This window comes from Kosakonia sp. CCTCC M2018092, from assembly GCF_003864115.1.
GTDB classification, from domain to species: domain Bacteria; phylum Pseudomonadota; class Gammaproteobacteria; order Enterobacterales; family Enterobacteriaceae; genus Kosakonia; species Kosakonia cowanii.
In genome coordinates this window covers 1,469,905-1,495,430 of the sequence record NZ_CP034225.1, presented here as the reverse complement: position 1 = coordinate 1,495,430, position 25,526 = coordinate 1,469,905, and the positions used below count along the sequence as shown (strand labels likewise).

Genomic DNA, 25,526 nt, shown 5'->3' with positions numbered 1-25,526 from the left:
TCCGACCTACGGTTTGATAAGCTTCTCCGCCACCAGACAAAAAAAGGCGACCTTCGGGTCGCTTTTTTTATACTGAGAAATGTAGGCCGGATAAGCGCAGCGCCATCCGGCAAAAAAACACCCTCCGCAACCGCAAACCGGCAATAAAAAAGCGACCCTCAAGGTCGCTTTTTTCTGCAAAGCAAGAGAAGTTACTCCGTCTCCTGCTCGCGCTTTTCCACATCATTGCTGGCGTTACGGCTCATCCATAGCGCCAGCGCTTTCAGCGAATCGTCGGTAAACTCATCGCAGCGGGCGGTGATCTCTTCCGGCGTCATCCAGAAGACTTCACTCACCTCCTCTTCCTGCAGGGCAAACGGCCCGTGGGAGACGCAGCTAAACAGCCCGCCCCACACCCGACAATGCTCATCTTCAAAGTAGAACTGACCATGTTCGGCAAACGGTACACCGGCAATGCCCAGCTCCTCTTCCGCTTCACGGCGCGCGGACTCCAGCAGGTTTTCACCCGCCTGCACCACGCCGCCCGCGGTGGCGTCCAGCTTACCGGGCATAAAGTCTTTTAGCTCGGTACGACGCTGCACCAGAATATTACCCATCCCATCATGCACCACAATATAGGTTGCGCGATGACGCAGGCACTGCGCGCGCATTTGCTCCCGGCTGGCCTGTGCGATCACCTCATTGTCTTCGTTGACAATATCTACCCATTCCATGCCTGCAAAATGACTCTGTTCCACCATCGGGACATCTTCTCTTTATGGCGCTCTTACGGCGCGTTTCGGTTGACGGGTAAATTACGGATTAATCGCAACCTGCGCAATAACCCGCTGATCATTAAGTGCGATAACACGTAACATATTCTCTTCCAGCATGCCGTAGCTGGCGGCAAATCCACCTTTCGGAATAGAGACCGAACCGGGGTTGAAGTGCACAATCTCATCACGCTTCTCGGCAACCGGAATATGGGTATGCCCGTACACCAGCACATCGCCTGCTTCCAGCGGCGGAATATTCTCCGCGCCGAAGAGATGACCGTGGGTCAAAAACAGGCGGCACGCAGGTAGTAAAACCTGCTGCCAGGGCGCGGTAATGGGAAAGCGCAGCAGCATCTGATCCACTTCGCTGTCGCAATTGCCGCGCACGGCGATAATCTTGCTCGCCTGGGTATTGAGCCGTTCTGCCACCTGCGCCGGATTATACCCCTCCGGCAGCGCGTTACGCGGCCCATGATTGAGTACATCGCCAAGCAGAACCAGCCAGCGGGCGCCGCTTTGCGCGAACCGTTCCAGTATGCGTTCCGTCGCGGGCAACGACCCGTGAATATCCGATGCAAACATCAGTTTCATCACTGCACCTCTTTGAAAAAAACGCCCATATGATACCGGAACGCGAACCGCTTATCAGCCCACTCGCTTAGCGGAAAGTGCAACATAGCGCTGAACCGAGGAGCGCTGCCACTGGAAGGTGGCGTACTCCGCTAAGCGCTCCGGCACCGGATCGCCATGCATCACCAGCCGGTTAAGCATCAGGGCGAGATCGACATCGGCAATACACCACTCGCCAAACAGGTTCGGCTTACCGTGCGCCAGCAATTCACCCGCGATGGTAAACAGCTTATCGGCACTCGCCTGGCCTGCTTCGCTGAGCGGCGCTTTTTTCGCCCCGGCAAAGACAACATCCGTTGAGCGCGCTTCGCGGATCGGCAGCAAGTCGCTGCGCAGCCAGGCCTGCACCTGCCGCGCGCGGGCGCGGTTCTCGCGGTCGTGAGGATAGAGACGCTCCCACTCCGGCGGCGCAAAACGCTCATCGAGATATTCGGCAATCGCCGAGGACTCGCTCAGCACAAAGCCATCAATCTCTAAGGAGGGAACGCGCTGCGTCAGACGAAAGCCGGGCCAGCCCGCACCATGCTGCGCGCCGCTCGCCAGATCGACGGTTTTCAGCGTGAACGGCAGCGCCTTTTCATGCAGGGCAACGTACGCCGACAGCACATACGGGGAGAAGTACTCTTTGTCAGACCACAACGTGATTGCCGGTTCGCTCATAACATCCTCGTTTAGCGTGTAGGTTTCGACCAAAATATAGCCTCTTCTGCCTTCTGTCACTTGCGGAAAACTCTGTCATTACGGGGAACACCTATACTTAACAGGCGACGCCCATTCCGCTCACAGGAGTTTCGATGATAGACCTCTATTTCGCCCCGACACCGAACGGCCATAAGATCACGCTGTTTCTCGAAGAGGCCGGGCTGCCGTATCGTCTGATCCGCGTAGATATTAGTAAAGGCGAGCAGTTTCGCCCGGAATTTTTAGATATCTCACCAAATAATAAGATCCCAGCGATTGTCGATCATGAACCTGCCGACGGCGGCGCGCCGCTTAGCCTGTTCGAGTCGGGTGAGATCTTGCTCTATCTGGCGGAGAAGTCCGGCCAGCTCCTGAGCGGTGAGTTGCGCGAGCGTCATGTCACTTTGCAGTGGCTATTCTGGCAGGTGGCAGGGCTTGGGCCGATGCTCGGGCAGAATCACCACTTCAACCACTTCGCGCCGCAACCGGTGCCCTATGCCATTGAGCGCTACCAGGTGGAGACGCAGCGGCTCTACCAGGTGATGAATAAACGTCTTGAGCAGGTGCCGTGGCTGGCGGGCCAGCACTACAGCATTGCGGATATCGCCGCCTGGCCATGGATCAACGCCCATGCGCGCCAGCGTATTTCGCTTGAGGATTACCCGGCGGTCTTTAACTGGTTTGAGCGCATCCGCACGCGCCCGGCCACTGAGAGTGCATTGCAGAAAGCGCAGCTGCCATAAGCTGCGCGTTTTAAGGATAATCACGCTTCGGAGGGAAGCATGAAGATACTCGTTACTGGCGGTACCGGCCTGATTGGCCACCATCTGATCCCCCGTCTGCTGGAGTTACACAACAGCGTAACGGTGGTCACGCGAAATCCGGCCAAAGCGCAGCAAAAGCTTGATGCCCGCGTCAGCCTGCTGAAGGGGCTTAACGATCTTACGGATCTCAACAACTTCGATGCGGTGATCAATCTTGCGGGCGAGCCGATTGCAGATAAGCGCTGGACGGAGGAGCAAAAACAGCGTTTATGCAACAGCCGCTGGCAAATCACGCAGCAACTGGCGGACTTGATCAAAGCCAGCGACAACCCGCCGCAGGTGCTGATCTCCGGTTCCGCCTGCGGCTACTACGGCGATCTCGGCGAAGTGGTGGTGACAGAAGAGGAGCCGCCGCATAACGAGTTTACCCATAAGCTCTGCGCGCGCTGGGAGCAGATCGCCTGTGAAGCACAGAGCGACCGCACCCGCGTCTGCCTGCTGCGCACCGGCGTGGTGTTGACGCCTAAAGGCGGCATTCTCGGCAAACTGCTGCCGCTGTTCCGCCTTGGCCTCGGCGGGCCGATTGGCACCGGCCGACAATATATGGCGTGGATCCATATCGACGATATGGTCAACGCCATTCTCTGGCTGCTGGATAACGATCTGCGCGGGCCGTTTAATATGGTCGCCCCTTACCCGGTGCGTAATGAGCAGTTCGCTCACGCGCTCGGCCATGCCCTGCATCGCCCGGCGTTTATGCGTGCGCCCGCCACGGCTGTACGCCTGATGATGGGGGAATCCTCGGTGCTGGTGCTCGGCGGCCAGCGCGCGCTGCCTAAACGCCTTGAAGAGGCCGGGTTTGCCTTTCGCTGGCACGATCTCGAAGAGGCGCTGACGGATGTGGTGAACGCATAAATTTTGTCGCGTTGAGCCAGGGGCGATGGTGGTAAGCTACGCCTTTTGAAGCAAAAGGGCTGCCATTGACCAGGTCGCAAAGAATCCGCCTCTCCGCACTCTGTCTGCTGGTGCTGCTCTGGGCACTCTGGATGTGGGAGAGCGATCGGCTGGGCGTAATGGTCTTTATGCGTGACGATGCGCCCGATACGCCAGTTCTGCTGGCGGTTGCCCTGCTGACTGGACTCTGGTGTGGCTGGCGCAGGGCAGTACGCGGCGAGGCGAGCGCATTTAAGGCATTAGCGCCGTGGCAGATTTTTCTCTGCGTTTCGGCCTTCGTTGGCGTCACGCTGCTCAATGTCCCGGAAGGCTGGGTGCGTCTGACGGCAGGCGAAACGGTACGGAGCGACGTGACCTTTCGCCTCACCTACCCCGGCCCTTCTCTCGGGCGCAAAAGCCACTGCGAAGCGGGTCTGCGCATTGATGATGCGTGGCTCGGGCGGTTGGTGACCCTCTGCACTCACACAGAGAGCGTGCCGCGCGACGCCAGTTCGGTGCAGGTCGAAAAACGCACCGCTGCACGCGGTGCCTGGTTTACCCGCTACCGCTTTATCGCTGAGAATGGCAAAACCTACGCCTGGCAGCCCGCTACCCCCTAATATTTGTGGCGCTCGCGCGCGCCTTTGCAGTGCTAAGCTTCTTCGTTTGATTCTCACAAGGACGCGTAATGACGTTGCAGACCCCCCGTTTTACCCTGACGCCATTTCAGGCGTCTGACTGGCCCTTCTTTTTGCAGATACGGCAAGATAAAAGCGTGATGCGCTATATGGCGGAGATCGCCTCTGAAAGCCAGATCCGCACCCTGTTTGAAGACCGGCTTAACGATCCGAATGCCTTTGTGATCCGCGATGAGCAAGGCCGTGCAATCGGTGATGTCGGCCTGCGCCCGAGTCCGCATCTTCTTCAGGAAGCGGATCTCGGCTACTCGATCCTGCCTGAAGCGCAGGGCCAGGGCGTGGCGTCAGAAGTCGTTGCCGCCCTGTGCAACTTCGCCTTTACCCAGCGCGATATTCACGCCCTTAATGCCTGGGTGCTGTCGGACAACTTCGGCTCGGTGCGGGTGCTGGAGAAGAGCGGCTTCACCCGCGTACAGGTGCTGGAGCAGGCCTATTTGCTGCGCGGGAAATATTACGATGACTGGATCTATCGCCGTGAAAAACGCTAAACGGATATTGCGATCGGGGAGAGTGCAGCTCGCCTTGTGCGTGCTGTTCTTCTTTCTGTGGTTAATATGGCTGCTTTACGCCGTCGGGCTTGACAACCGGGTCTACCTGCAAGCGGGTGCGCCGGACACCTGGGCGGTATTAATCGTTGCCGTAGTGTTAAGCCTGCTGATCATCTGGCGTATCCCTTTTATCACCAGGCTGCGCAGTAAGCTGATCGGCTTTGTGGCTCTCTTTATGTATTGCATTGCAACGCTGTGGAACGTGCCGGAAGCGTGGGTAAAGTTTACCGCAAGTGAAATAGTACAGAGCGAGGTGACTTTTACCATCGCCCACCCAGGCCCGATTATCAGCCGCGCCAACCGCTGCCCGGCGGGGCTGCGATTTTACGATGCGTGGTTAAACCGTCCGGTGGAGATTTGCACCCGCGACGCGCTTGTGCCGCCCGGTGCGCAAACGGTTCAGCTTGAGAAGCGCGTCTCCGCACGTGGGGCGATATTCACCCATTACCGTTTTATTTCCGCCTCAGGTATTCCGCAAGGTTGGTGGCCGGTTAATCGCCCGGATAAGTGATGTTGCAACAATGCAGTGCCGGATGGCGGCGTTCGCCTTATCCGGCCTACAGCAACACTTCCCCCCAGGCCTGATAAGCGTAGCGCCATCAGGCAGAGAGTTCGCCTTACCCGGCCAGCAACAGCGCTCCCCCAGACCTGATAAGCGTAGCGCCATCAGGCGGAGAGTTAGCCTTATCCGGCCAGCAACAGCGCTCCCCCCCAGGACTGATAAGCGTAGCGCCATCAGGCAGTCATGGCTTACTTCAGCGATCCCTTGAGGAACTGCTGCAAGCGCAGGCTTTTCGGGTTGCCGAACAGCTCATCCGGCGTGCCCTCTTCTTCAATTTTGCCCTGATGCAGGAAGATCACATGGCTGGAGACATCGCGGGCGAAGCCCATTTCGTGGGTAACCACCACCATGGTTTTCCCCTCTTCTGCCAGCTTCTGCATGATGCGCAGCACTTCACCCACCAGCTCCGGATCGAGGGCTGAGGTCGGTTCATCGAACAGCAGCACTTCCGGCTCCATCGCCAGCGCGCGGGCAATCGACACGCGCTGCTGCTGGCCGCCGGAGAGATGCACCGGATACTTGATCTGCTGCATCGCATCGATGCCCACTTTCGCCAGATATTTCACCGCCCGCTCGCGCGCTTCCTGCTTGCTTAACCCCAGCACCTGAATCGGCGCTTCCATCACGTTCTCCAGCACCGTCATGTGGCTCCACAAATTGAAGTGCTGGAACACCATCGTCAGACGCGTGCGCAGCAGGCGCAGCTGATTTTTGTCGGCCACTTTCAGCTGACCATCTTTGTCACGCACCAGATTGATATTCTGCCCGCTCACCACAATGGTGCCTTCGCTTGGTTTCTCAAGGAAGTTGATGCAGCGCAGGAAGGTGCTTTTGCCGGAGCCGGAGGAGCCGATGATGCTGATCACATCCCCGGCGTTAGCCTGCAACGACACCCCTTTCAGAACTTCATGCTGGCCGTAGCGCTTATGCAGATCGGTAACGTTTAATTTATTCTCAGACATCGTGCTCTCAGTGCGTCGAAGAGGGCTTCATATGCTGTAAAAAGCGCTTTTCCGCGCGGCGGAAGAGGCTAATCAGGACATACGAAATAATGAGATAGAGCACCGCCGCAATACCGAACGCCGTAAAGGGCTGGTAGGTGGCGGAGTTAATATCACGGGCGATTTTCAGCAGATCCGGCACCGTCGCGGTAAAGGCCAGCGCCGTGGAGTGCAGCATCAGGATCACCTCGTTGCTGTAGGCCGGCAGCGCGATACGCAGCGCCGAAGGCAAAATAATGCAGCGGTACATTTTAAAGGATGAGAAGCCATACGCCCGCGCCGCTTCAATTTCACCGTGCGGCACCGAGCGGATCGCCCCGGCGAAAATCTCGGTGGTATAGGCGCAGGTATTGAGCGTCAGCGCCAGCACCGTGCAGTTGAGGCCGCTGCGGAAAAAGGCGTTTAGCAGTTCAGTGCCTTTCACGATCTCCAGCGTGTACATGCCGGAGTAGAAGACCAGTAGCTGCACATAGAGCGGCGTGCCGCGAAAGATATAGGTGAATAACCAGATCGGGAAGCAGATGAATTTGTTACTGGAGACGCGCCCGATAGCAAGAAACAGCGCCAGAATGCCGCCCATCACCACGGAAGCGATCAGCAGCCATAACGTAATCGCCACGCCAGTAATACGGTAGCCGTCGCTCCAGAGCAGGGATTGCCAGTACTCCTGAATAATCTCAATCACAGGTCGGCCCTCTTCACACCCACCGAGTAGCGGCGTTCAAGCAGCAGCAGGACGCCGTTGGAGGCCGTGGTAAAAATGAGATAGATCGCGCCGCAGACAATGGCGAAGTAGAACGGCTCCCAGGTGCTTTTGCCGGCGAGTTGGGTCGCTTTCACCACATCTTCCAGCCCGAGCAATGAAACCAGCGCGGTCGCTTTCAGGATCACCTGCCAGTTGTTGCCGATGCCCGGCAGCGCAAAACGCATCATCGCCGGGAACAGAATACGGCGGAACACCTGGCGGCCGGTAAAGCCAAACGCCGTCGCTGCTTCAATCTGCCCTTTCGGCACCGCCATAAAAGCGCCGCGAAAGGTTTCGGTAAAGTAAGCGCCGTAAATAAAGCCTAGGGTAATGATACCGGCCACCATCGGATCGATATCCAGCTGCGCCATGCCGAGCGCGTCGGTAATGGCATTAAGGGCAATTTGCAGGCCGTAGAAAATAAGCAGCATCAGCACCAGATCGGGCACGCCGCGAATAAGGGTGGTATAGCCTTCAAAAATCAGCGCCAGCGCGCGGCTTTTCGACAGCTTCGCGCCCGCGCCCGCCAGGCCAATCAGCACCGCCAGCACCACCGAGCTGAGCGCCAGCTCGAGGGTCACCAGCGCGCCCTGGAATATCACTTGAGAAAACCCGTGCAGCATGCATCCTGTCCTGTCGTGTGTGGTGTTTGCCGTGTCTCTTCCCCTCCCTTGCGGGAGGGGTCGCACGTTAGTGTTGTGTGGGATTAACCACCGTAAACATTAAAATCGAAATACTTTTTCGCCAGCTTGTCGTAGGTGCCATCAGCGCGCATCTCGGCGAAGGCTTTATTCAGCGCTTCACGCAGTTCGCTGTCGCCTTTGCGCACGCCCATACCGGTGCCGACGCCAAACAGCTTCTCATCTTTAATCGACGGCCCGCCGAATTTGTAGGCTTTGCCCATCGGGGTTTTCAGGAAACCTTCGCTGGCGGCTACTTCATCCTGGAACGCGGCGTCAATGCGGCCTGCGGTCAGGTCGGCGTAGATATTGTCCTGCCCCTGATAGGAGACAATTTCGACCCCTTTCGGCGCCCAGTGCACGTTGCCGTAAGTCTCCTGGGTGGTGCCCTGCAATACGCCGATGCGTTTGCCTTTCAGCTTGTCCAGCTCCGGCTGGATATCAGAATCTTTTGCTACCACCAGGCGGGAATCCGCCGCGTAGAGCTTGTCGGTGAAGTCAATCTCCTGCTGGCGCTTTTCAGTGATCGACAGGGAAGACATAATCGCGTCGATTTTCTTCGCTTTTAAAGAGGGGATCAGCGCGTCCAGCGGGTTCTCAACGAACACACACTGCGTATTAATGCGCTTACAGAGCTCTTTTGCCAGATCGATATCAAAACCGACTAACTCACCCTGCGCATTTTTTGATTCAAACGGGGCATAAGTCGGATCGGTACCGATACGTAATTTTTGCGGGATGGCAGCAAATACAGTAGAGACGCTGGATACAGCGAGCACCAGAGAAAGGGAGAGCACCAATTTTTTCATCATTATCCTCAACAGACTGTCTTTCCTAAGGGAATTCTCACAACTTAACGGTGCGTTATCGTGCCATCATCTCCCCCGGCAAGGCAAAAGATAAACGCGGCAGCCTAACTTTTTTTGCAATCTGAATGCGTAACTATGCAGCTCTGCACTGTTGTGATGCAGCCGCTGCACCACGCTGGAACAGGCACCGTTTGCTGCACCATGCCGCGAAAGGCGCATGGCGCAGCGTTTCCCTCACGGCCCGCTGGCGCAGACCGCACAGCCTTACTCGCCGTAGACGTTAAAGTCGAAATACTTTTTGGCGAGCTTGTCGTAGGTTCCATCTTTACGCAGCTCGGTAAAGGCTTTGTCGAACGCCGCTTTCAGCTCGGTATCATCTTTACGCAGACCAATCCCGGTGCCGTCGCCAAAGTACTTTTTGTCTTTCACCGATGGGCCAGCAAAAGCAAACTCTTTGCCCGCAGGCTGTTTCAGGAAGCCTTCGCTGGCGGCTACTTCATCCTGGAATGCCGCATCGAGACGACCGGCAGCCAGGTCAGAGTAGATCTGATCCTGATTCTGATAGGCGACCACGTCGATGCCTTTACTGCGCCAGTTATCGTTGGCGTAACCTTCCTGCGTTGAGCCTTGCAGCACGCCGACATGTTTACCTTTCAGCGACTCCAGTGTCGGTTTGATGGGTGAGCCTTTGGCGGCAATCAGGCGTGAATCCGCCGCGTAGAGCTTCTCGGAGAAGGCGATCTCCTGCTGGCGTTTTTCGGTAATGGAGAGTGACGAGATAATGGCGTCAATCTTCTTCGCTTTCAGCGAGGGGATCAGGGCATCGAAATCGCTGCCGACCCAGGTGCATTTCACCTGCATGCGTTTGCACATCTCATTACCAAGATCGATATCAAAGCCCACAAACTCCCCTTTCGCATCTTTCGAGGAGAAAGGTGCATAGGTGGCATCGGTGCCGATACGGACTGTCTGGGGAAGCGCTGCATAAACGCTGGCGGTGGCGGAGAGCCCCAGCAGTAAAGACAGAGCGAGGACCGTCTTCTTCATACATTACCCTCAAGTGTGCTGTTTTTTTTATTGTGTCGTGTGTTGTGTTGCAGCCAGTAGCCTTGCACGTCTTATGCCACTTTCCCGGTGGCGAAATAATGCGGCGCGGGAATTGTTAATAAAACGTTGCAGATTGACCGTTGTGATGAAAGATAGCAGGTCTGCGGAACGAACCGCAGCAGTAAGCGGGGGAAAAGAGGATTAAATGTTGAGGATATGATCGCGCTTACAAAATTGCCCTAAAAAAGCGCATCCGGCGATACGTTGCACTATTTTGCAGCATCGCCGCCCTGCCAGCGGGCAAAGAGATCTTCCGGCAGTTCGATATCAAACTGATCCACGACGCGGTTGACGGTCTGATCGACGATATCCATCACGCTCTGCGGACGATGGTAAAAGGCGGGCACCGGGGGCATGATCACCGCACCGAGTTCTGCCGCCTGGGTCATCAGGCGCAAGTGTCCAAGATGCAGCGGCGTTTCACGCACGCAGAGCACCAGCGGGCGACGCTCTTTCAGCACCACGTCTGCGGCACGGGTCAGCAGCCCGTCGGTGTAGCTGTGGACAATGCCGGAAAGGGTTTTGATAGAACAGGGAAGGATCACCATGCCTGCGGTCTTGAACGAGCCAGAGGAGATGTTGGCGGCAATATCGCGGGCGTCATGCACCACGTTTGCCAGCGCCTGTACATCGCGCAGGGAGTAGTCGGTTTCAAGTGAGAGGGTTTGCCGGGCGGCCTGGCTCATCACCAGATGGGTCTCTACTTCAGCGACATCGCGCAGCACCTGTAACAGGCGAACGCCATAAATTGCGCCGCTGGCGCCGGAAATGCCCACAATCAGTCGTTTCATCTGCTTATCCACCCGCTAACATAAGCGCAAACTTTGCCTGATTACAGAGGGTGTTGCAACAAGTTGCGCCCCTCAAGCGAGGGGCGCGGCGGGATTAGCCTTCGTTGTGCATCTCTAAGCTTTCAACTTCGTTCTGCAACTGTACCGCTTTGGCATCGTCATTACGCAGGGAGTCGAGGTAGTCGAGGTACTGCTGATCGACATCTTTGGTGACGTAAATACCGTTAAATACCGAGCACTCAAACTGCTGAATGTCCGGGTTCTCTGCGCGTACGGCATCAATCAGATCGTTGAGATCCTGGAAAATCAGCCCGTCTGCGCCGATGATCTGGCGGATTTCATCCACTTCACGACCGTGAGCAATCAGCTCATTGGCGGTCGGCATATCAATACCGTAGACGTTCGGGAAGCGAATTTCCGGTGCCGCGGAAGCGAGGTAAACTTTCTTCGCCCCGGCTTCGCGCGCCATCTCGATAATCTGCTCCGAGGTGGTGCCGCGTACGATGGAGTCATCCACCAGCAATACGTTCTTATCGCGGAACTCGGCGCGGTTGGCGTTCAGCTTGCGGCGCACCGATTTACGGCGCAGCTGCTGGCCCGGCATGATAAAGGTGCGGCCAACGTAGCGGTTTTTCACAAAACCCTGACGGTAAGGCTTGTCCAGAATGCGGGCGATCTCCAGTGCGATATCGCAGGAGGTTTCCGGGATCGGGATCACCACGTCAATATCGAGATCTTCCCACTCGCGGGCGATCTTCTCGCCGAGCTTCATGCCCATATTGACGCGGGCGCTGTAGACGGAGATTTTGTCGATGAAAGAGTCCGGGCGCGCAAAGTAGACATACTCGAACAGGCACGGGTTGCTGACCGGGTTTTCCGCGCACTGACGGCTGTAAAGCTGTCCTTTCTCGGTGATATAAACCGCTTCGCCCGGGGCGACATCGCGCAGGAACTCAAAGCCCAGCGTATCGAGCGCTACGCTCTCCGATGCCACCATATATTCAGTGCGGCCATCGCCCAGTTCGCGCTTGCCCAGCACCAGCGGGCGAATGCCGTTCGGGTCGCGGAAGGCAACCATACCGTGACCAATAATCATCGCCACGCAGGCGTAGGCACCACGGATCTGGCGGTTGGTCGCGGCAATCGCGGCGAATACGTTATCCGCTTCGAGCGGATAGTGACGGAAGTTATCCAGCTCGCTGGCGAAAATATTGAGCAGGATTTCAGAATCTGAGGTGGTGTTAATGTGGCGACGCTTCTCTTCGAACAGCTTTTTACGCAGTTCGTGCGCGTTGGTCAGGTTGCCGTTGTGCGCAAGCGTAATGCCGTACGGGGAGTTAACGTAAAAGGGTTGCGCTTCTGAAGCGCTGGAGCTGCCCGCGGTGGGGTAACGAACGTGGCCAATCCCCATATTGCCCTGCAGGCGCTGCATATGGCGGGCTTCAAATACATCATTCACCATGCCATTCGCTTTACGCAGACGGAAACAGTTATTGGCATCAATGGTGATGATGCCCGCTGCATCCTGCCCACGGTGCTGCAGCACCGACAACGCGTCATAAATCGACTGGTTTACCGGCATGAAACCGGCGATACCGACAATACCGCACATACGTCTTTTCCTCGTTAAGAGCTTGGTTTACCAGGCGTAATCGTCAAGTACCACATGAACAGGTACAGCGCGCGAAAACAGCCTGTTAAACCAAACTCTAAGCCACATCTCAGGGCTTAAACCCTGGGCAAGAAACTCGACGAGCTTTGCAGATAGTCAAAGAACCACCTGATGATGAAGCTGAATTGCGGGATAAGCTGCGACTTTTGCCAGTCTTCGCTTTTCGACAGGCCTGTAAAGGTATCCAGAAAGAACAGAATGGCGGCGACGATTAGCACGCCGCGAAGCGCACCAAAGCAGATCCCCAACACCCTGTCTGTACCCGACAGGCCGGTTTTCTCCACCAGCGTACCGATAACGTAGTTAACGATAGCGCCCACAATCAACGTCGCGATAAACAGCACCGCGATGGCAATTCCATTACGTACCAGTTCCTCTTCAAAGCCCGTGAACCAGACTGACAGGTAAGTGTAGTAATGGCTGGCGACAAAGAAAGCACAACCCCATGTCACCAGCGATAACGCTTCACGAACAAAGCCGCGGATCAGGCTTACCAGACAGGAAAAACCAATCACCGCGATGATGGCGTAATCAATCCAGACCATATGTGTCCCACGATTTTACGCCCTGTCATCCAGTTCGGGGCGCATTCTAACAGAAAAAGAAAACGTTTGCGTAGGGATTTCCTTCCCGCGCGGAAATAAAAATGGCGCTGAAAAAACATTCAACGCCAGCAGAACATTGGCCCTAATGACCGCACATTTATCTGGCTTCCCTGCCCCGTTTTACGGGCCATTGCCAGCAAATTAGCGCAGGGTTGCGCGGTTAATTGGCGCTGTAGTTCATCACCACGCCATTGAGTCCTGACAGCTGGTTCAGCTCACCAAGCGACGCTTTGAGTTTATCGCGCGAAGCATCAGGGCCAACCAGAATGCGGGTGATTTTACCCTGAACTGGCGTCGTCGGCGATGTGTAAGCGCGATAGCCCGCCGCGCGCAGTTTACTTACCACTTCATTCACTTTATCGGCGTTTTTCAGCGCACCCAGCTGGACCACATAAGCTTTGCCGGTCGGAGCAGGTTTCTCCTCCTGCGCTTTAGGCGGAGCCTCGTTCGCCGCCGTCTGCTGCTCGCGCACAGGCTGCGGTTGCGGCTGCGGTTTAGGCTGCGGCTTTTCAACAGGTTTTGGCTTCGGCGTTACCGGCGTGGTGGTCACTTCCGGGTCGGGATTACTGTTTGCCGCAAGCCTTGAAGCATCAAGTGACGGCGCGGCGGCATCGCCAGCACGCACCTCTTCCGCAGCACCTTCCGGCGGCTGCGCGGGCAGCGCCTGGGTTGCGGCCGGCATCATATCCGGTTCGTCGCGATCGCCCGGCTTCGGCACCAGCGGGATCGCCGCGAACTCATCCTGATAATGCTTTTTCTGCCCGTCGAGCAGCCCGGGAAGAATAATCACCCCGAGCGCGACCAGTATAACGGTGCCCATTAAACGGTTCTGAAACTTACTTGCCACCGGTTCTCCCCGCTTCCATCGCTTCCATGACATGCGCCACGGTGTGGAACGAGCCACACACCAGCACGGTATCGCAGGCGTCGGCCTCCGCCATTGCCGCCTGCCAGGCCTGGGCCACGTCCGGGAATGCTTGCCCCGACGTCAGGTGCACCAGCAGCTGCTCCGCCGTCGCGCCGCGCGGCCCCTCCAGAGGGGCACAATACCAGCTATCGACCACCGGCTCCAGACAGGCAAGCGTTCCGCTAATGTCTTTATCATGCAGCATGCCAACCACCGCCAGCACGCGACCGCTTTTCGGCAGCGCTGCCAAGCGTCCGGCAAGATAGCTTGCGGCATGAGGATTATGCGCGACATCCAGGATGAGGCGTGGTGATTCGCTCACAATCTGAAAACGACCGGGTAAAATCGCCCGCTCAATGCCGTCGCGGATCGCCTGCTCGCTTACCACCAGGTTGCTGGCACGCAGCGCGGCCAGCGCGGTAGCCGCGTTCGGCTGCGGTACCTGCGGCAGCGGCAGATCGTTCAGCTCGCCCTGCGCATCGCGAAAACGCCAGCTCTGTGCGCCAGCCTCGTAGTGCCACGCCACATCGCGCTGTAACAGCTGCGCGCCCTTCTCCTGCGCCACCTCCGCGATGGTGTGCGGCATATCCGGCTCGCCAACCACCGCGGGTTTGCCGGTGCGGAAGATACCCGCTTTTTCACGACCGATGCTTTCACGATCCGGCCCGAGCCAGTCGGTATGATCGAGCGCAATGCTGGTGACCACCGCGACATCGGCATCGACCATATTGGTGGCGTCAAGACGTCCACCGAGGCCCACTTCGAGGATCACCACGTCCAGCTGTGCCTGCTTAAAGAGCCACAGCGCCGACAGGGTGCCAAATTCAAAATAGCTTAAAGAGATATCGCCGCGCACGGCTTCGATCTCCGCGAAGGAAGCGGTGTGCGCGCTTTCTGCCAGCTCCCCGCCCTGCACACGTACGCGTTCGGTGTAGCGCACCAGATGCGGCGAGCTGTAAACGCCCACGCGATAACCGGCCGCCAGCAGGATCGACTCCAGCGTGCGGCAGGTGGTGCCTTTGCCGTTGGTTCCGGCGACGGTGAAGACAAAAGGTGCGGGACGCAGCACATCAAGCCGCGTCGCCACCTGGCTTACGCGATCGAGCCCTAAATCGATAGGTTTACTGTGCAGCTGTTCCAGATAAGAGAGCCATGCGGCCAGGGGCGACGTGGCTTGCGGAGTAGAGAGAGTGTCCATGATGCCCGTTGATAGTGTGCGGTTTGAAAAGCAAAAGGGCAGTGCCTTCTGGCCCTGCCCTCATGAGTATACACATGCTCGTTTTGCTGCTGGCGCGTGGTCACATAGCCATCCCGCTTTCCTGGTATGGAGGAAGAGCGAGCTAAGCAAGGCGCGTCAACGCACCTGCAGCAGAAAGCGTGACGTGTATTATCAGGCTTCGCCTTCCTGATCCGGCTCTGGCGTTACCACCGTGCCAATATGCGTATCGTCCGCATCCGGCGCCGGCAGATTCATCATCTTCGCCAGAATACGCGCCAGCTTAAAGCGCAGCTCCGGGCGGCGAATAATCATATCGATAGCGCCTTTTTCGATCAGGAACTCACTGCGCTGGAAACCGGCAGGCAGTTTCTCGCGCACGGTCTGCTCGATAACGCGCGGGCCGGCAAAGCCGATCAGCGCTTTCGGCTCAGCGATGTTGAGATCGCCCAGCATCGCGAAGCTGGCGGAAACGCCGCCCATGGTCGGGTCGGTCAGCACGGAGATGTACGGCAGACCGCGCTCCTGCATTTTCGCCAGCGCCGCAGAGGTTTTCGCCATCTGCATCAGCGACATCAGCGCTTCCTGCATACGTGCACCGCCGGAAGCGGAGAAGCAGACCAGCGGGCAGTTATCTTCCAGCGCCTGCTCAACCGCACGCACAAAGCGCGCACCAACTACGGAACCCATCGAACCGCCCATGAACGCGAACTCAAAGGCCGCTGCGACAACCGGCATGCCATGCAGCGTGCCCTTCATCACGACCAGCGCGTCTTTCTCGCCGGTCTCTTTCTGGGCTGTCGCCAGACGGTCTTTATACTTCTTCGAGTCGCGGAACTTCAGCACATCTTTCGGCTCAAGTTCGCTGCCCAGTTCAACCAGCGATCCTTCATCCAGCAGGCTATGCAGGCGATTACGCGCTGACATCCGCATGTGGTGATCACATTTTGGGCAGACTTCAAGGTTACGCTCCAGTTCGGCGCGGTAAAGCACCTGACCACAGCTATCGCATTTTGTCCACACGCCCTCAGGGATGCTCGCCTTACGGGTGGGGGTGATGTTGCTTTTAATTCTTTCAATCCAGCTCATTGATAACCTTTCTACATGAACCTGGTAGCCCTTGACTGGGGCACATTAAAACATAACGGTTCGCAACTTGGGATAAAAAAGTGGTCGAACCGCCAACAGGTGATTATTTTGTCTGCCGGGACGCGGCGCGGCGATGGCGGATAATCTCAAAGACCCCGGGAAGTATAGACACTACGATAATTCCGACAATCATCAGCTTGAGATTCTCCTGAATCATCGGGATGGTGCCAAAGAAGTATCCGGCGTAGGTGAAAAGTAACACCCACAGCAGCGCGCCCGCGACATTATAGAGAGCAAAATGGCGATAAGACATATGCCCCATGCCGGCAACGAAAGGTGCAAAAGTACGCACAATCGGCACAAAACGCGCGAGAATAATCGTTTTCCCACCATGTTTCTCATAAAACTGATGCGTTTTATCAAGATGGCTACGACGGAAAATCTTTGAGTTGGGGTTACTGAATAACCGCTCACCGAACAGCCGCCCGATGGTGTAGTTCACCGCATCGCCCGCAATAGCGGCCACCAGCATCAGCAGCACCATCATATGCACATTGAGATCGTTGGTCTCAAGAGACGCCAGCGCGCCCGCGACAAACAGCAGCGAGTCGCCCGGCAGGAACGGCGTGACCACCAGACCCGTTTCGCAAAAGAGAATAATAAACAGGATCGCATAGACCCAGACGCCATACTGCGCCACCAGCTCAGCGAGGTGAACGTCAATGTGAAGAATGAAGTCAATCAGGAAGCGTATTAAGTCCATCTACTTATGCCTTATTAATGTGCGACTAGTCCGCCAGGAACAGCGGGCCCATTGGCGCAGCGGGCAGCGCAAAGTGGGATGGATAATCCACCGACACCAGATAGAGCCCTTCCGCTTTCGCCGTTGCTGCTGCAAGCGTTCTGTCCTTTGCCGCCAGTAGCTCTGCTATCCAGCTCTCCGGCTGGTTGTGGGCGCCTACTTCCATCAGGCTGCCGACAATATTCCTGACCATATGATGTACAAAGGCATTGGCTTTGATATCGACCACAATATAGGTGCCGTAGCGGCTGACGTTGATATGCATCAGATTGCGCCAGGGCGTACGCGACTGGCACTGCACGGCGCGAAACGAGGTAAAGTCGTTTTCGCCAATCAGGCACTGCGCAGCGCAGTGCATGCGTTCGGCATCCAGCGGCTGATGATAGTGCGTAACACCATGACCAAGCACCGCCGGACGCAAGCGATGATTGTAAATGACGTAGCGGTAACGGCGAGCCGTCGCGCTAAAACGCGCATGAAAATCATCGGGCACATCTTTTACCCAACGCACCGCGATGTCTTTAGGCAAATTCGCATTTACGCCCAGCGTCCAGGCGGCGTCTTTGCGCAGCGCAGTCGTCTCAAAATGGACCACCTGTCCTGTCGCATGCACGCCAGCATCGGTGCGCCCGGCGCAAAAGACCGAGATCGGCTCATTGGCGACCTGCGAGAGCGCCTTTTCCAGCTTCTCCTGCACGCTGCGCACTTCCTGCTGACGCTGCCAGCCATAGTAGTGGCTGCCGTCATACTCAATTCCCAGCGCGATTTTGTAGCGCGGCGCGGTGGTTTCTTCCTGCATCAGTACAGATACTCCTGCACCAGTTTCTCCGCGGTTTTCACCGCCATCAGCGCACCGCCAAAGCGGACGTTATCAGCGACTGACCAGAACTGGATCTGCTCCGGCATGCCGTAGTCGTTGCGGATGCAGCCGACGGAGAGATGCGCCTGACCGGACGCATCCGCCACCTGGGTCGGAAACGCATTCGCTTCAGAGAGCGCAATATCCTCAAAGCGGGCAAATGCATCGCGCGCCTCTTCCGCCGCCAGCGGGCGTAACGCTTCAAAATTCACCATCTGCGCGTGACCGTAGAAGACCGGCGACTGCACACAGTTAGCGGAGATCATCAGCCCGTCGTCCTGCAGGATTTTACGCATCTGATCGATAATGACGCGCTCTTCGCGCACGCTGCCTTCACTGTCCGGCAGCAGCGGCAGCATATTGAATGCCAGCTGGCGACCGAAGAAGTCATCATCATCAATGGGAATACCGTTCAGCAGCTTAGCGCTCTGCCCTGCCAGCGCATCTACCGCCTGTTTACCGCTGCGGGAAACAGAGAGCAGGCTGGTCACGGCAATACGCGACAGGCCGCCTTCGTCGATCAGTGGCTTCAGTCCTGCCAGCAGCTGGCTGGTAAGGCTGTCCGGGATAGCGATAACGTTGCGGTTGCGGTAATCCGCCAGCACGAACGGGTTGACGTCCGGCATCACCAGCGGCACGTCCGGCTCGAGGGCAAACAGACCGCTGGTGTCGATCACCAGACAACCGGCATTGGTTGCTTCTTCAATATAGGTGGCAGTGGCTTGCGCACCAGCGACAAAGAACGCCAGCTGCGCCTGCGTCCAGTCGAATTCGGCAGCATCTTCTACGCGTACGGTTTTACCGGCATAACGCAGGTTTTCTCCGGCGCTTTCGCTCCTTGCCAGCGCATAGAGTTCGCCAACCGGGAACTGGCGCTCCGCCAGCGTTTCGAGCAAGGCTTCTCCGACCGCGCCGGTGGCGCCGAGAACGGCAATATTCCAGCCTTCAGACATGGTGATTCACTCCAGAAAAAAGCGTCCCCGTCGGCGACGGGGAGCATAAAGATGAATTAACGTACCGGGTGATAAACGGCGTCGAAGCCCAGTTTTTGCAGCAGCGCCGAGGCGTCCGCGTCGTCGCACTCAACGGTGAGTGACGACCATTCACGGCGCTCAAGATAGTGCTTACGCAACTTATCGAACTCACCCGGTGTGCCCGCCGCTTTTCGCAGCAGGGCATCGTCGCGGCGCACATCATACACCAAATGCACCAACCTTTTTAACATTGCCTGCCCGACCGGACCATGAAGGGAGATGCGACTGCACTCCGGCGCAGGAAGCAGCGTATTCAGCGCCACCTGCTGCGGCTGGCCGAGGAATTCACTATAGGCTTCAAACACCTGTGTGGTGCCGCGCGCTTTCCCTTCCAGCGTGTAGCCCGCGATATGCGCCGTGCCAATATCCACCTTTGCCAGCAGCTCAACGTTGAGATCCGGCTCCGGCTCCCAGACATCCAGCACGACGCTAAGATCCTGCCCGGCCTGCAGGTGCTGCAACAGTGCGGCGTTATCCACCACCGGCCCACGACAGGCGTTAATCAGAATGGTGCCAGGTTTCAGGCGGCTAAGCAGCGCGTCATCGACCAGGTGCAGGGTTTTATAGCGCCCCTCTTTAAACAGCGGGGTATGGAAGGTGAGGATATCCGCTTCATTGACCAGTTCATCCAACGAGCGGAAGTCGCCCGCGTCACCGCGATCGGCGCGCGGCGGATCGCACAGTAGCGTGCGGATGCCCAGCGCTTCCAGCCGCGCCTGTAAGCGGCCGCCGACGTTACCGACACCGACAATCCCCACGGTGCGGTCCGTGAGCGCAAAACCGTCGCGCTCCGCCAGCATTAATAAGGAGGAGAAGACATACTCCACCACGGCGATAGCGTTACACCCCGGTGCTGCGGAGAATGCGATGCCCGCCTGTTTCAGAAAAGCCTCATCAACATGATCGGTCCCCGCCGTGGCGGTACCGACAAATTTGATCCCGGTCCCTTGCAGCAAATCGCTATTCACCCTGGTGACGGATCGCACCATTAATGCTTCTGCATCAGCCAGTTCCGCCAGCGGAATTGGCCGTCCGGGAACGGCCTTAACCTCGCCCAGTCGGCTAAAAAGATCGCGGGCGTAAGGCATATTTTCATCAACAAGGATTTTCACACTACAGTACCTGTTTGAGAGCGGGAGTTGAGCGCGCAAGTGTGCCATAATCTCGCCGCCAGGCATACCCGCAATGCCGGCCACCGCCATGCGAGAGTAAGAGGAAACCCATGATTCAACCCATTCCGGGCGCACCCGCGCGTCCTCCCGGGCAAGAGCCACCGCAAGCCGCTAACCCTGTCGGCGAGCAGCCATTATCCACCCAGCAGCGTACGGTGCTGGAGCGGCTGGTGACGCGTTTGATCGCCCTGACGCAACAGCAGAGCGCTGAAGTCTGGGCAGGCGTAAAGCATGACCTGGGGCTGAAAAACGATGCGCCCCTGCTCTCGCGCCACTTCCCTGCGGCTGAGCAGAATCTGACTCAGCGTATGGAGACGGCCACGCAGAACCACACCACGCGCCAGATGGTGACCCAGTTGACCGAGCTGCTCGGCAAGGGGAACAATCGCCAGGCGGTGAGCGATTTTATTCGTCAGGAGTTCGGCCAGACGGCGCTCAGCCAGCTTACGCCGCAGCAGTTAAAGACCGTGCTGACGATGTTGCAGAACAACCAGATTGCGATACCGCAGCCGCAGCAGCGCCCGGCAACCGAGCGTCCACTGGTGGCGGCGGAGCACAACTCGCTCAACCAGGCGGTGACGAAACTGGCGGCGGCAACCGGCGAATCGAGCAAGCTTATCTGGCAATCGATGCTGGAGCTCTCCGGCGTGAAGAGCGGCGAGCTGATCCCGGCGAAACATTTTACGCCGCTGATGACCTGGCTGCAGGCGCGCCAGACGCTGGCGACGCATACGGCACCGACACTGCAAACGGTGCAGGCCGCGCTGAAACAGCCGCTGGACAGTGCCGAGTGGCGCGGCATCAGCGATTACGCGCAGCAGACATTCCAGGTCACACCGCAGACGGTGCTGACCAATGCCCAGGTGCAGGATATTCTCAACCAGGTCTTTTTACGACGCACCGAGCGCGCGTCGGGAATGATCGAGGTGCGTGATGTGCAGCCGATTTACAGCCCCTTCGTCGCGCCGATAGTCGATACGGTAAAAGCGATGTCGATGCGTCCGGGCCTCTTTTTTATTGCCCTGCTGGTGGTGATGTTTGTACTGTGGCTGGTGATCTAACTTTTCTGTAAGCCTGTAAAAAAACCGCAGGCCTGATAAGCGAAGCGCCATCAGGCAATGACCTGATGGCGCATTATCAACCTACGGCCCAACCTCTTACTTGATGTTATCGCCGTTCTGTTTGATCACATCCTGGTACCACCAGAAGGATTTCTTACGGCTGCGCGCCAGCGTGCCGTTGCCTTCGTTGTCCTTATCGACGTAGATAAAGCCGTAGCGTTTTTTCATCTCGCCGGTGCCGGCAGAAACCAGATCGATACAGCCCCACGGCGTATACCCCATCAAATCGACCCCATCTTCCACCACCGCTTTTTTCATTTCGCGGATGTGGTTGTGCAGGTACTCAATGCGGTACTGGTCGTCGACCACGCCGTCGCTTCCCAACTGATCAATAGCGCCGAAGCCGTTTTCAACAATAAACAGCGGCAGCTGATAGTGGTCATAGAAGTAGTTCAGCGAGTAGCGCAGGCCAACCGGGTCAATCTGCCAGCCCCAGTCCGACGCTTTTACGTACGGGTTTTTCACCAGGCTTTTGGTTTCGTCGTAATCAAGCTGCGGGTTATCTTCCGTCGCTTTGGTGGCAAAAGACATGTAGTAGCTAAAGCCGATGTAGTCGACGCAACCGCGGGTGAGGATCTGTAAGTCTTCGTCGGTGATATCCAGCTTGAAATCCCGGCGGGCAAAGTAGTTAAGCAGATGCTGCGGGTAGTAACCGCGCACGTGAACATCGGTGAACCAGTAGCGGCGGTGCATCGCTACTACGGACATCATCATGTCGTTCGGATCGCAGGTGAGCGGGTAGATCGGGCACATGGCGATCATGCAGCCGATTTTGAAATCGGGATTAATTTTATGACCCGCTTCCACCGCCAGCGCGCTGGCTACCAGCTCATAGTGCGCGGCCTGGTACATGATCACTTCGCGATCTTCGCCCGGCTGATACTTCACGCCGGAGTTGGTAAACGGCGCGAAGTCTTCGTTGTAGTTAGCCTGGTTGTTGATTTCGTTGAAGGTCATCCAGTATTTGACCTTGCTGCGATAGCGCGTGAAGACGGCGGTGGCAAAACGCACAAAGAAGGTGATGACTTCACGGTTGCGCCAGCCGCCATATTTTTTGACGAGGTGATAAGGCATTTCGAAATGGGATAGCGTGATTACCGGCTCAATGTTGTACTTCAGGCACTCGTCAAACAGATCGTCGTAGAACTGCAAACCGGCTTCGTTTGGCTCCAGCTCATCCCCATTGGGGAAGATACGCGTCCAGGCGATCGAGGTGCGAAAACATTTAAAGCCCATCTCGGCAAAGAGTTTGATGTCCTCTTTGTAGCGGTGATAAAAGTCGATAGCATCGTGGTTGGGGTAGTTTTTCCCCGGCAGTACGCCATCGGTGATCTCACGCGGTACGCCATGCGCGCCTGCGGTCATCACATCCGCCACGCTGACGCCTTTACCGCCCTCCTGCCAGCCGCCTTCCAGTTGATGCGCAGCAACCGCCCCGCCCCACAGAAAATCCGCTTTAAAACCGGACATATCTCTCTCCTTTCGCTCATCAGTGCGAAAAGCATAAACGCGACCGCGCAGAGATGACATCGCCACGGTCGCGTTTTGTGAAACCGGTTGCAAAGAGAGTATTTGCTGCTATTTATTGCGCGGTCGAAACGCGATCAGCGTTACGACAATGCCGATCGCCGCTGAAATCGCCCCTGCAAGAAAGACGGAGGCGTAACCGAGCGAGGTGGCCAGAAAGCCGGTCAGCGGGCCGCTGGCGGCATAGGCAATATCCTGAAACGCCGCATAGCCGCCCAGTGCCGTCCCGCGAACCTGCGGCGGTACGCGTTTCACCACTTCTACGCCTAACGCCGGGAAGATTAGCGAGCAGCCACAGCCGGTTAACGCCGCGCCGAACAGCGCCATCCACGCCCCGCTGGCCTGCCACAGCAATACCAGCCCGGCGATCTCCACCAGCAGAGAAACGAGCGCCACCCGCACGCCGCCAAAACGGTCCGGCGTCCAGCCAAACAGGATGCGCATCAGAACGAATGCGCCGCCAAACGCGGTGAGCGTAAAGCCTGCCATCGACCAGCCTTCACTGGCGAAATAAAGGGAAATAAAGGTGCCGATCACCGCAAAGCCAACGCCCTGTAGCGCCAGCCCTAAACCTGGCTGCCAGATAAGGCCGACCACGCTCCAGAGCGACGGGCGCTCTCCGGCATGGGCCGGAACTTTACGCACGCCACCGTTAAACAGGCAGGCGAGCAGCGGTAAGAGAAGAGAGATCGCCCCCAGCGCTGTGAAGCCAAAATGACTATTGATCAGCAGCCCGAGCGGTGCCCCAGCGGCCAGCGCGCCATAAATTGCCATACCGACCCACGACATCACTTTGCCTGAACGCGCCGGACCAACCAGGCCAACACCCCAGGTGAGCGTGCCGGTCAGCAGTTGGCTTTCACCGAAACCGAGGATCAATCGCCCGACAATCAACAGCGCGAACCTGGCCCATACATCCACCGGCAAAAGTGCCGCCAGTAGCAAGGCGACACCCGCCAGCGAGCAGGCAAACAGGCCCTGTAACGCCGAGCGTTTTGCGCCATATTGATCGGCCAGCCGACCGGCGTAGCTGCGCGTTAAGACCGTGGCGAGAAACTGCGCACCAACGGCGATACCGACCATGGTGTTGCCAAAGCCCAGCTCATGATGAACAAACAGCGGAATGACCGGCAGCGACAGGCCAACCGTCATATAGGTAAGAAACACCGCGAAGGCGATGCGAAACAGCGAATGCGTGGCTGAAGGGGTATGAACAGCGTCTGCTTGAACGGACATGCATTACTCCATAGGGCAGAGCAAGGCGGGAAGAGATTTTGACCACGCCCCCTCCGCCTGACAGTCAGGATTAGGGTGCGTTGGTTGACGTTAAACGCTTACGCATTATCAAAACGATAATGTTGGGCCGGAGTTTGCCTGCCGTAACAACGGCTTGTCAATACCAAAAAAAGGGAGCCGAGGGCTCCCTTTTTTAATTCAGCTGCTCAATCATTCATGTAAAGCCGTGGCAGTACATGAATGAAATCGCTCACTTATTTCAGCTTGCGCATTACCAGCGTGGCGTTGGTACCGCCGAAGCCGAAGCTGTTGGACATCACCGTGTTCAGCGTCTGCTCGGTCGGTTTGGTCACGATATTCATGCCCGCCGCCTGATCGTCAAGATCTTCAATGTTGATGCTTGGCGCGATAAAGCCGTGTTCCAGCATCAGCAGAGAGTAGATCGCTTCCTGCACGCCAGCTGCACCCAGTGAGTGGCCGGTCATTGCTTTGGTGGCGGAAATGGCAGGCGTGTTATCACCAAACACTTCACGAATCGCACCCAGCTCTTTCACGTCGCCAACCGGCGTGGAGGTGCCGTGGGAGTTGAGATAATCGATCGGCGTATCAACACCGTGCATTGCCATCTTCATGCAGCGCACTGCGCCTTCGCCTGATGGTGCAACCATGTCAGCGCCATCGGAGGTCGCGCCGTAGCCGACGATCTCTGCGTAGATATGCGCACCGCGCGCCAGCGCGTGCTCCAGCTCTTCAACCACTACCATGCCGCCGCCGCCAGCGATAACAAAGCCATCACGCTCTTTATCGTAGGTACGGGAAGCTTTGTCCGGCGTTTCGTTGTATTTGGTGGAGAGCGCGCCCATCGCGTCGAACTCACAGGCCATTTCCCAGCACAGCTCTTCGCCGCCGCCGGCAAAAACGATGTCCTGTTTGCCCAGTTGAATCTGTTCTACCGCGTTACCGATACAGTGTGCGGAAGTGGCACACGCGGAGCTGATGGAGTAGTTAACGCCGTGGATTTTGAACGGCGTGGCGAGGCAGGCGGAAACCGCAGATGCCATCGCTTTGGTCACCACGTAAGGACCAACGGCTTTCAGACCACGCGGGGTGCGCATTGCGTCCGCGCCGAAGACCTGAGCTTTAGAAGAACCACCGGAACCTGCAATCAGGCCCACGCGCGGGTTGTTCTGATAGACCTCTTCTTTCAGGCCGGCATCTTCAATAGCCTGCTGCATGGAGAGGTAGGAATAGATAGAGGCATCGTTCATGAAACGAACCACTTTACGGTCGATCAAACCCGTAGTGTCCAGTTTGACGTTACCCCAGACGTGGCTGCGCATGCCGGAATCTTTGAACTCCTGAGAAAATGTGATCCCTGAGCGTCCTTCACGCAGAGATGCCAGGACTTCCTGCTGGTTACTACCAATGCTGGAAACGATGCCCAGGCCAGTAATTACTGCACGCTTCATTCAATACCCCTAAGTCGCACTAATTAAGTTTCGTGTCGCAAGATAGCGTACACTTGTACGCCGAACAAGTCCGATCAGACATTTCACACAGAAATTTGCGCCTTTCTTTGACC

27 protein-coding genes are annotated in these 25,526 nt (G+C 57.2%); 6 read left to right on the top strand and 21 right to left on the bottom strand.

The genetic code is table 11. The features are described from left to right. Window positions 1-191 precede the first annotated feature (191 nt). From yfcD to yfcF, 3 genes are read right to left on the bottom strand one after another with little or no spacing between them, the layout of a single operon-like run. Window positions 192-740 carry an NUDIX hydrolase YfcD gene (yfcD, locus tag EH164_RS07085; protein WP_023479717.1) on the bottom strand — a complete coding sequence of 183 codons (549 nt, stop codon included), beginning with the start codon at window positions 738-740 and terminating at the stop codon, window positions 192-194. A gap of 54 nt (window positions 741-794) precedes the next feature. Further along, on the bottom strand, window positions 795-1,346 hold the full coding sequence (gene yfcE, locus EH164_RS07080; protein ID WP_124967754.1) for a phosphodiesterase: 552 nt from the start codon (window positions 1,344-1,346) through the stop codon (window positions 795-797). A 54-nt stretch (window positions 1,347-1,400) separates the two neighbouring features. Beyond that, window positions 1,401-2,045, bottom strand: coding sequence for a glutathione transferase (gene yfcF, locus EH164_RS07075; protein ID WP_124967753.1), 645 nt, complete (start codon window positions 2,043-2,045; stop codon window positions 1,401-1,403). 134 nt (window positions 2,046-2,179) lie between these two features. On the opposite strand from yfcF, the gene yfcG reads away from it, so the two are divergent. From yfcG to EH164_RS07050, 5 genes are all read left to right on the top strand, one after another. Then, window positions 2,180-2,809: a GSH-dependent disulfide bond oxidoreductase gene (yfcG, locus tag EH164_RS07070; protein WP_023479771.1), complete on the top strand. Its 630-nt coding sequence runs from the start codon at window positions 2,180-2,182 to the stop codon at window positions 2,807-2,809. A 39-nt stretch (window positions 2,810-2,848) separates the two neighbouring features. Next, window positions 2,849-3,745 (top strand): TIGR01777 family oxidoreductase, encoded by an 897-nt coding sequence (locus tag EH164_RS07065; protein WP_124967752.1) that lies wholly within the window; start codon window positions 2,849-2,851, stop codon window positions 3,743-3,745. A 65-nt stretch (window positions 3,746-3,810) separates the two neighbouring features. After that, on the top strand, window positions 3,811-4,383 hold the full coding sequence (locus EH164_RS07060) for a hypothetical protein (RefSeq protein WP_124967751.1): 573 nt from the start codon (window positions 3,811-3,813) through the stop codon (window positions 4,381-4,383). Window positions 4,384-4,451: 68 nt separating this feature from the next. Beyond that, entirely contained in the window at window positions 4,452-4,949 is a 498-nt protein-coding gene (locus EH164_RS07055) for a GNAT family N-acetyltransferase (protein WP_124967750.1), read from the top strand. Continuing rightward, on the top strand, window positions 4,918-5,520 hold the full coding sequence (locus EH164_RS07050; protein ID WP_241175013.1) for a hypothetical protein: 603 nt from the start codon (window positions 4,918-4,920) through the stop codon (window positions 5,518-5,520). Before EH164_RS07055 ends, EH164_RS07050 begins: the two co-directional genes overlap by 32 nt. A gap of 239 nt (window positions 5,521-5,759) precedes the next feature. On the opposite strand, the gene hisP is transcribed toward EH164_RS07050, so the two are convergent. From hisP to pdxB, 15 genes are all read right to left on the bottom strand, one after another. Next, entirely contained in the window at window positions 5,760-6,533 is a 774-nt protein-coding gene (gene hisP / locus EH164_RS07045) for a histidine ABC transporter ATP-binding protein HisP (RefSeq protein ID WP_023479919.1), read from the bottom strand. Between the two features lie 7 nt (window positions 6,534-6,540). After that, complete coding sequence (locus EH164_RS07040; protein WP_023479676.1) at window positions 6,541-7,257, bottom strand: ABC transporter permease; 717 nt, start codon at window positions 7,255-7,257, stop codon at window positions 6,541-6,543. After that, window positions 7,254-7,940, bottom strand: coding sequence for a histidine ABC transporter permease HisQ (locus EH164_RS07035; RefSeq protein WP_023479875.1), 687 nt, complete (start codon window positions 7,938-7,940; stop codon window positions 7,254-7,256). Before EH164_RS07035 ends, EH164_RS07040 begins: the two co-directional genes overlap by 4 nt. A gap of 83 nt (window positions 7,941-8,023) precedes the next feature. Next, a complete protein-coding gene (gene hisJ / locus EH164_RS07030; protein ID WP_124971329.1) occupies window positions 8,024-8,806 on the bottom strand; it encodes a histidine ABC transporter substrate-binding protein HisJ in 783 nt (260 codons plus the stop codon). Window positions 8,807-9,070: 264 nt separating this feature from the next. Then, window positions 9,071-9,853, bottom strand: coding sequence for a lysine/arginine/ornithine ABC transporter substrate-binding protein ArgT (argT, locus tag EH164_RS07025; protein ID WP_023479789.1), 783 nt, complete (start codon window positions 9,851-9,853; stop codon window positions 9,071-9,073). A 269-nt stretch (window positions 9,854-10,122) separates the two neighbouring features. Next, window positions 10,123-10,704 (bottom strand): UbiX family flavin prenyltransferase, encoded by a 582-nt coding sequence (locus tag EH164_RS07020; protein ID WP_023479639.1) that lies wholly within the window; start codon window positions 10,702-10,704, stop codon window positions 10,123-10,125. Window positions 10,705-10,798: 94 nt separating this feature from the next. Further along, window positions 10,799-12,316: an amidophosphoribosyltransferase gene (gene purF, locus EH164_RS07015; RefSeq protein ID WP_023479726.1), complete on the bottom strand. Its 1,518-nt coding sequence runs from the start codon at window positions 12,314-12,316 to the stop codon at window positions 10,799-10,801. A gap of 116 nt (window positions 12,317-12,432) precedes the next feature. After that, entirely contained in the window at window positions 12,433-12,921 is a 489-nt protein-coding gene (cvpA, locus tag EH164_RS07010; RefSeq protein WP_124967749.1) for a colicin V production protein, read from the bottom strand. Between the two features lie 220 nt (window positions 12,922-13,141). Then, window positions 13,142-13,828, bottom strand: coding sequence for a cell division protein DedD (dedD, locus tag EH164_RS07005; protein WP_124967748.1), 687 nt, complete (start codon window positions 13,826-13,828; stop codon window positions 13,142-13,144). Next, entirely contained in the window at window positions 13,818-15,086 is a 1,269-nt protein-coding gene (gene folC, locus EH164_RS07000; RefSeq protein WP_124967747.1) for a bifunctional tetrahydrofolate synthase/dihydrofolate synthase, read from the bottom strand. Before folC ends, dedD begins: the two co-directional genes overlap by 11 nt. Window positions 15,087-15,278: 192 nt before the next feature. After that, complete coding sequence (gene accD, locus EH164_RS06995; protein WP_124967746.1) at window positions 15,279-16,193, bottom strand: acetyl-CoA carboxylase, carboxyltransferase subunit beta; 915 nt, start codon at window positions 16,191-16,193, stop codon at window positions 15,279-15,281. 103 nt (window positions 16,194-16,296) lie between these two features. After that, entirely contained in the window at window positions 16,297-16,956 is a 660-nt protein-coding gene (locus tag EH164_RS06990; RefSeq protein WP_023479742.1) for a DedA family protein, read from the bottom strand. Window positions 16,957-16,981: 25 nt separating this feature from the next. Further along, complete coding sequence (gene truA, locus EH164_RS06985; protein WP_124967745.1) at window positions 16,982-17,794, bottom strand: tRNA pseudouridine(38-40) synthase TruA; 813 nt, start codon at window positions 17,792-17,794, stop codon at window positions 16,982-16,984. After that, the gene (locus tag EH164_RS06980; protein WP_124967744.1) at window positions 17,794-18,807 is read right to left on the bottom strand and encodes an aspartate-semialdehyde dehydrogenase; all 1,014 of its coding nucleotides are present in this window, start codon (window positions 18,805-18,807) and stop codon (window positions 17,794-17,796) included. The genes truA and EH164_RS06980 overlap by 1 nt, the downstream gene beginning before the upstream one ends. 56 nt (window positions 18,808-18,863) lie before the next feature. Continuing rightward, the gene (gene pdxB / locus EH164_RS06975) at window positions 18,864-20,000 is read right to left on the bottom strand and encodes a 4-phosphoerythronate dehydrogenase PdxB (protein ID WP_124967743.1); all 1,137 of its coding nucleotides are present in this window, start codon (window positions 19,998-20,000) and stop codon (window positions 18,864-18,866) included. A 113-nt stretch (window positions 20,001-20,113) separates the two neighbouring features. Here pdxB and flk point away from each other — a divergent pair, with 113 nt between their 5' ends. Further along, complete coding sequence (gene flk, locus EH164_RS06970) at window positions 20,114-21,121, top strand: flagella biosynthesis regulator Flk (protein ID WP_034813031.1); 1,008 nt, start codon at window positions 20,114-20,116, stop codon at window positions 21,119-21,121. Window positions 21,122-21,217: 96 nt separating this feature from the next. On the opposite strand, the gene EH164_RS06965 is transcribed toward flk, so the two are convergent. The 3 genes from EH164_RS06965 to fabB all read right to left on the bottom strand — a co-directional run bounded on the left by EH164_RS06965 (window position 21,218) and on the right by fabB (window position 25,413). Beyond that, window positions 21,218-22,651, bottom strand: a complete 1,434-nt coding sequence (locus EH164_RS06965) for a 6-phospho-beta-glucosidase (protein WP_124967742.1) — start codon at window positions 22,649-22,651, stop codon at window positions 21,218-21,220. A gap of 108 nt (window positions 22,652-22,759) precedes the next feature. Beyond that, complete coding sequence (locus tag EH164_RS06960) at window positions 22,760-23,944, bottom strand: MFS transporter (RefSeq protein WP_124967741.1); 1,185 nt, start codon at window positions 23,942-23,944, stop codon at window positions 22,760-22,762. 254 nt (window positions 23,945-24,198) lie between these two features. Then, entirely contained in the window at window positions 24,199-25,413 is a 1,215-nt protein-coding gene (gene fabB / locus EH164_RS06955) for a beta-ketoacyl-ACP synthase I (protein WP_023479827.1), read from the bottom strand. Window positions 25,414-25,526: the final 113 nt, after the last annotated feature.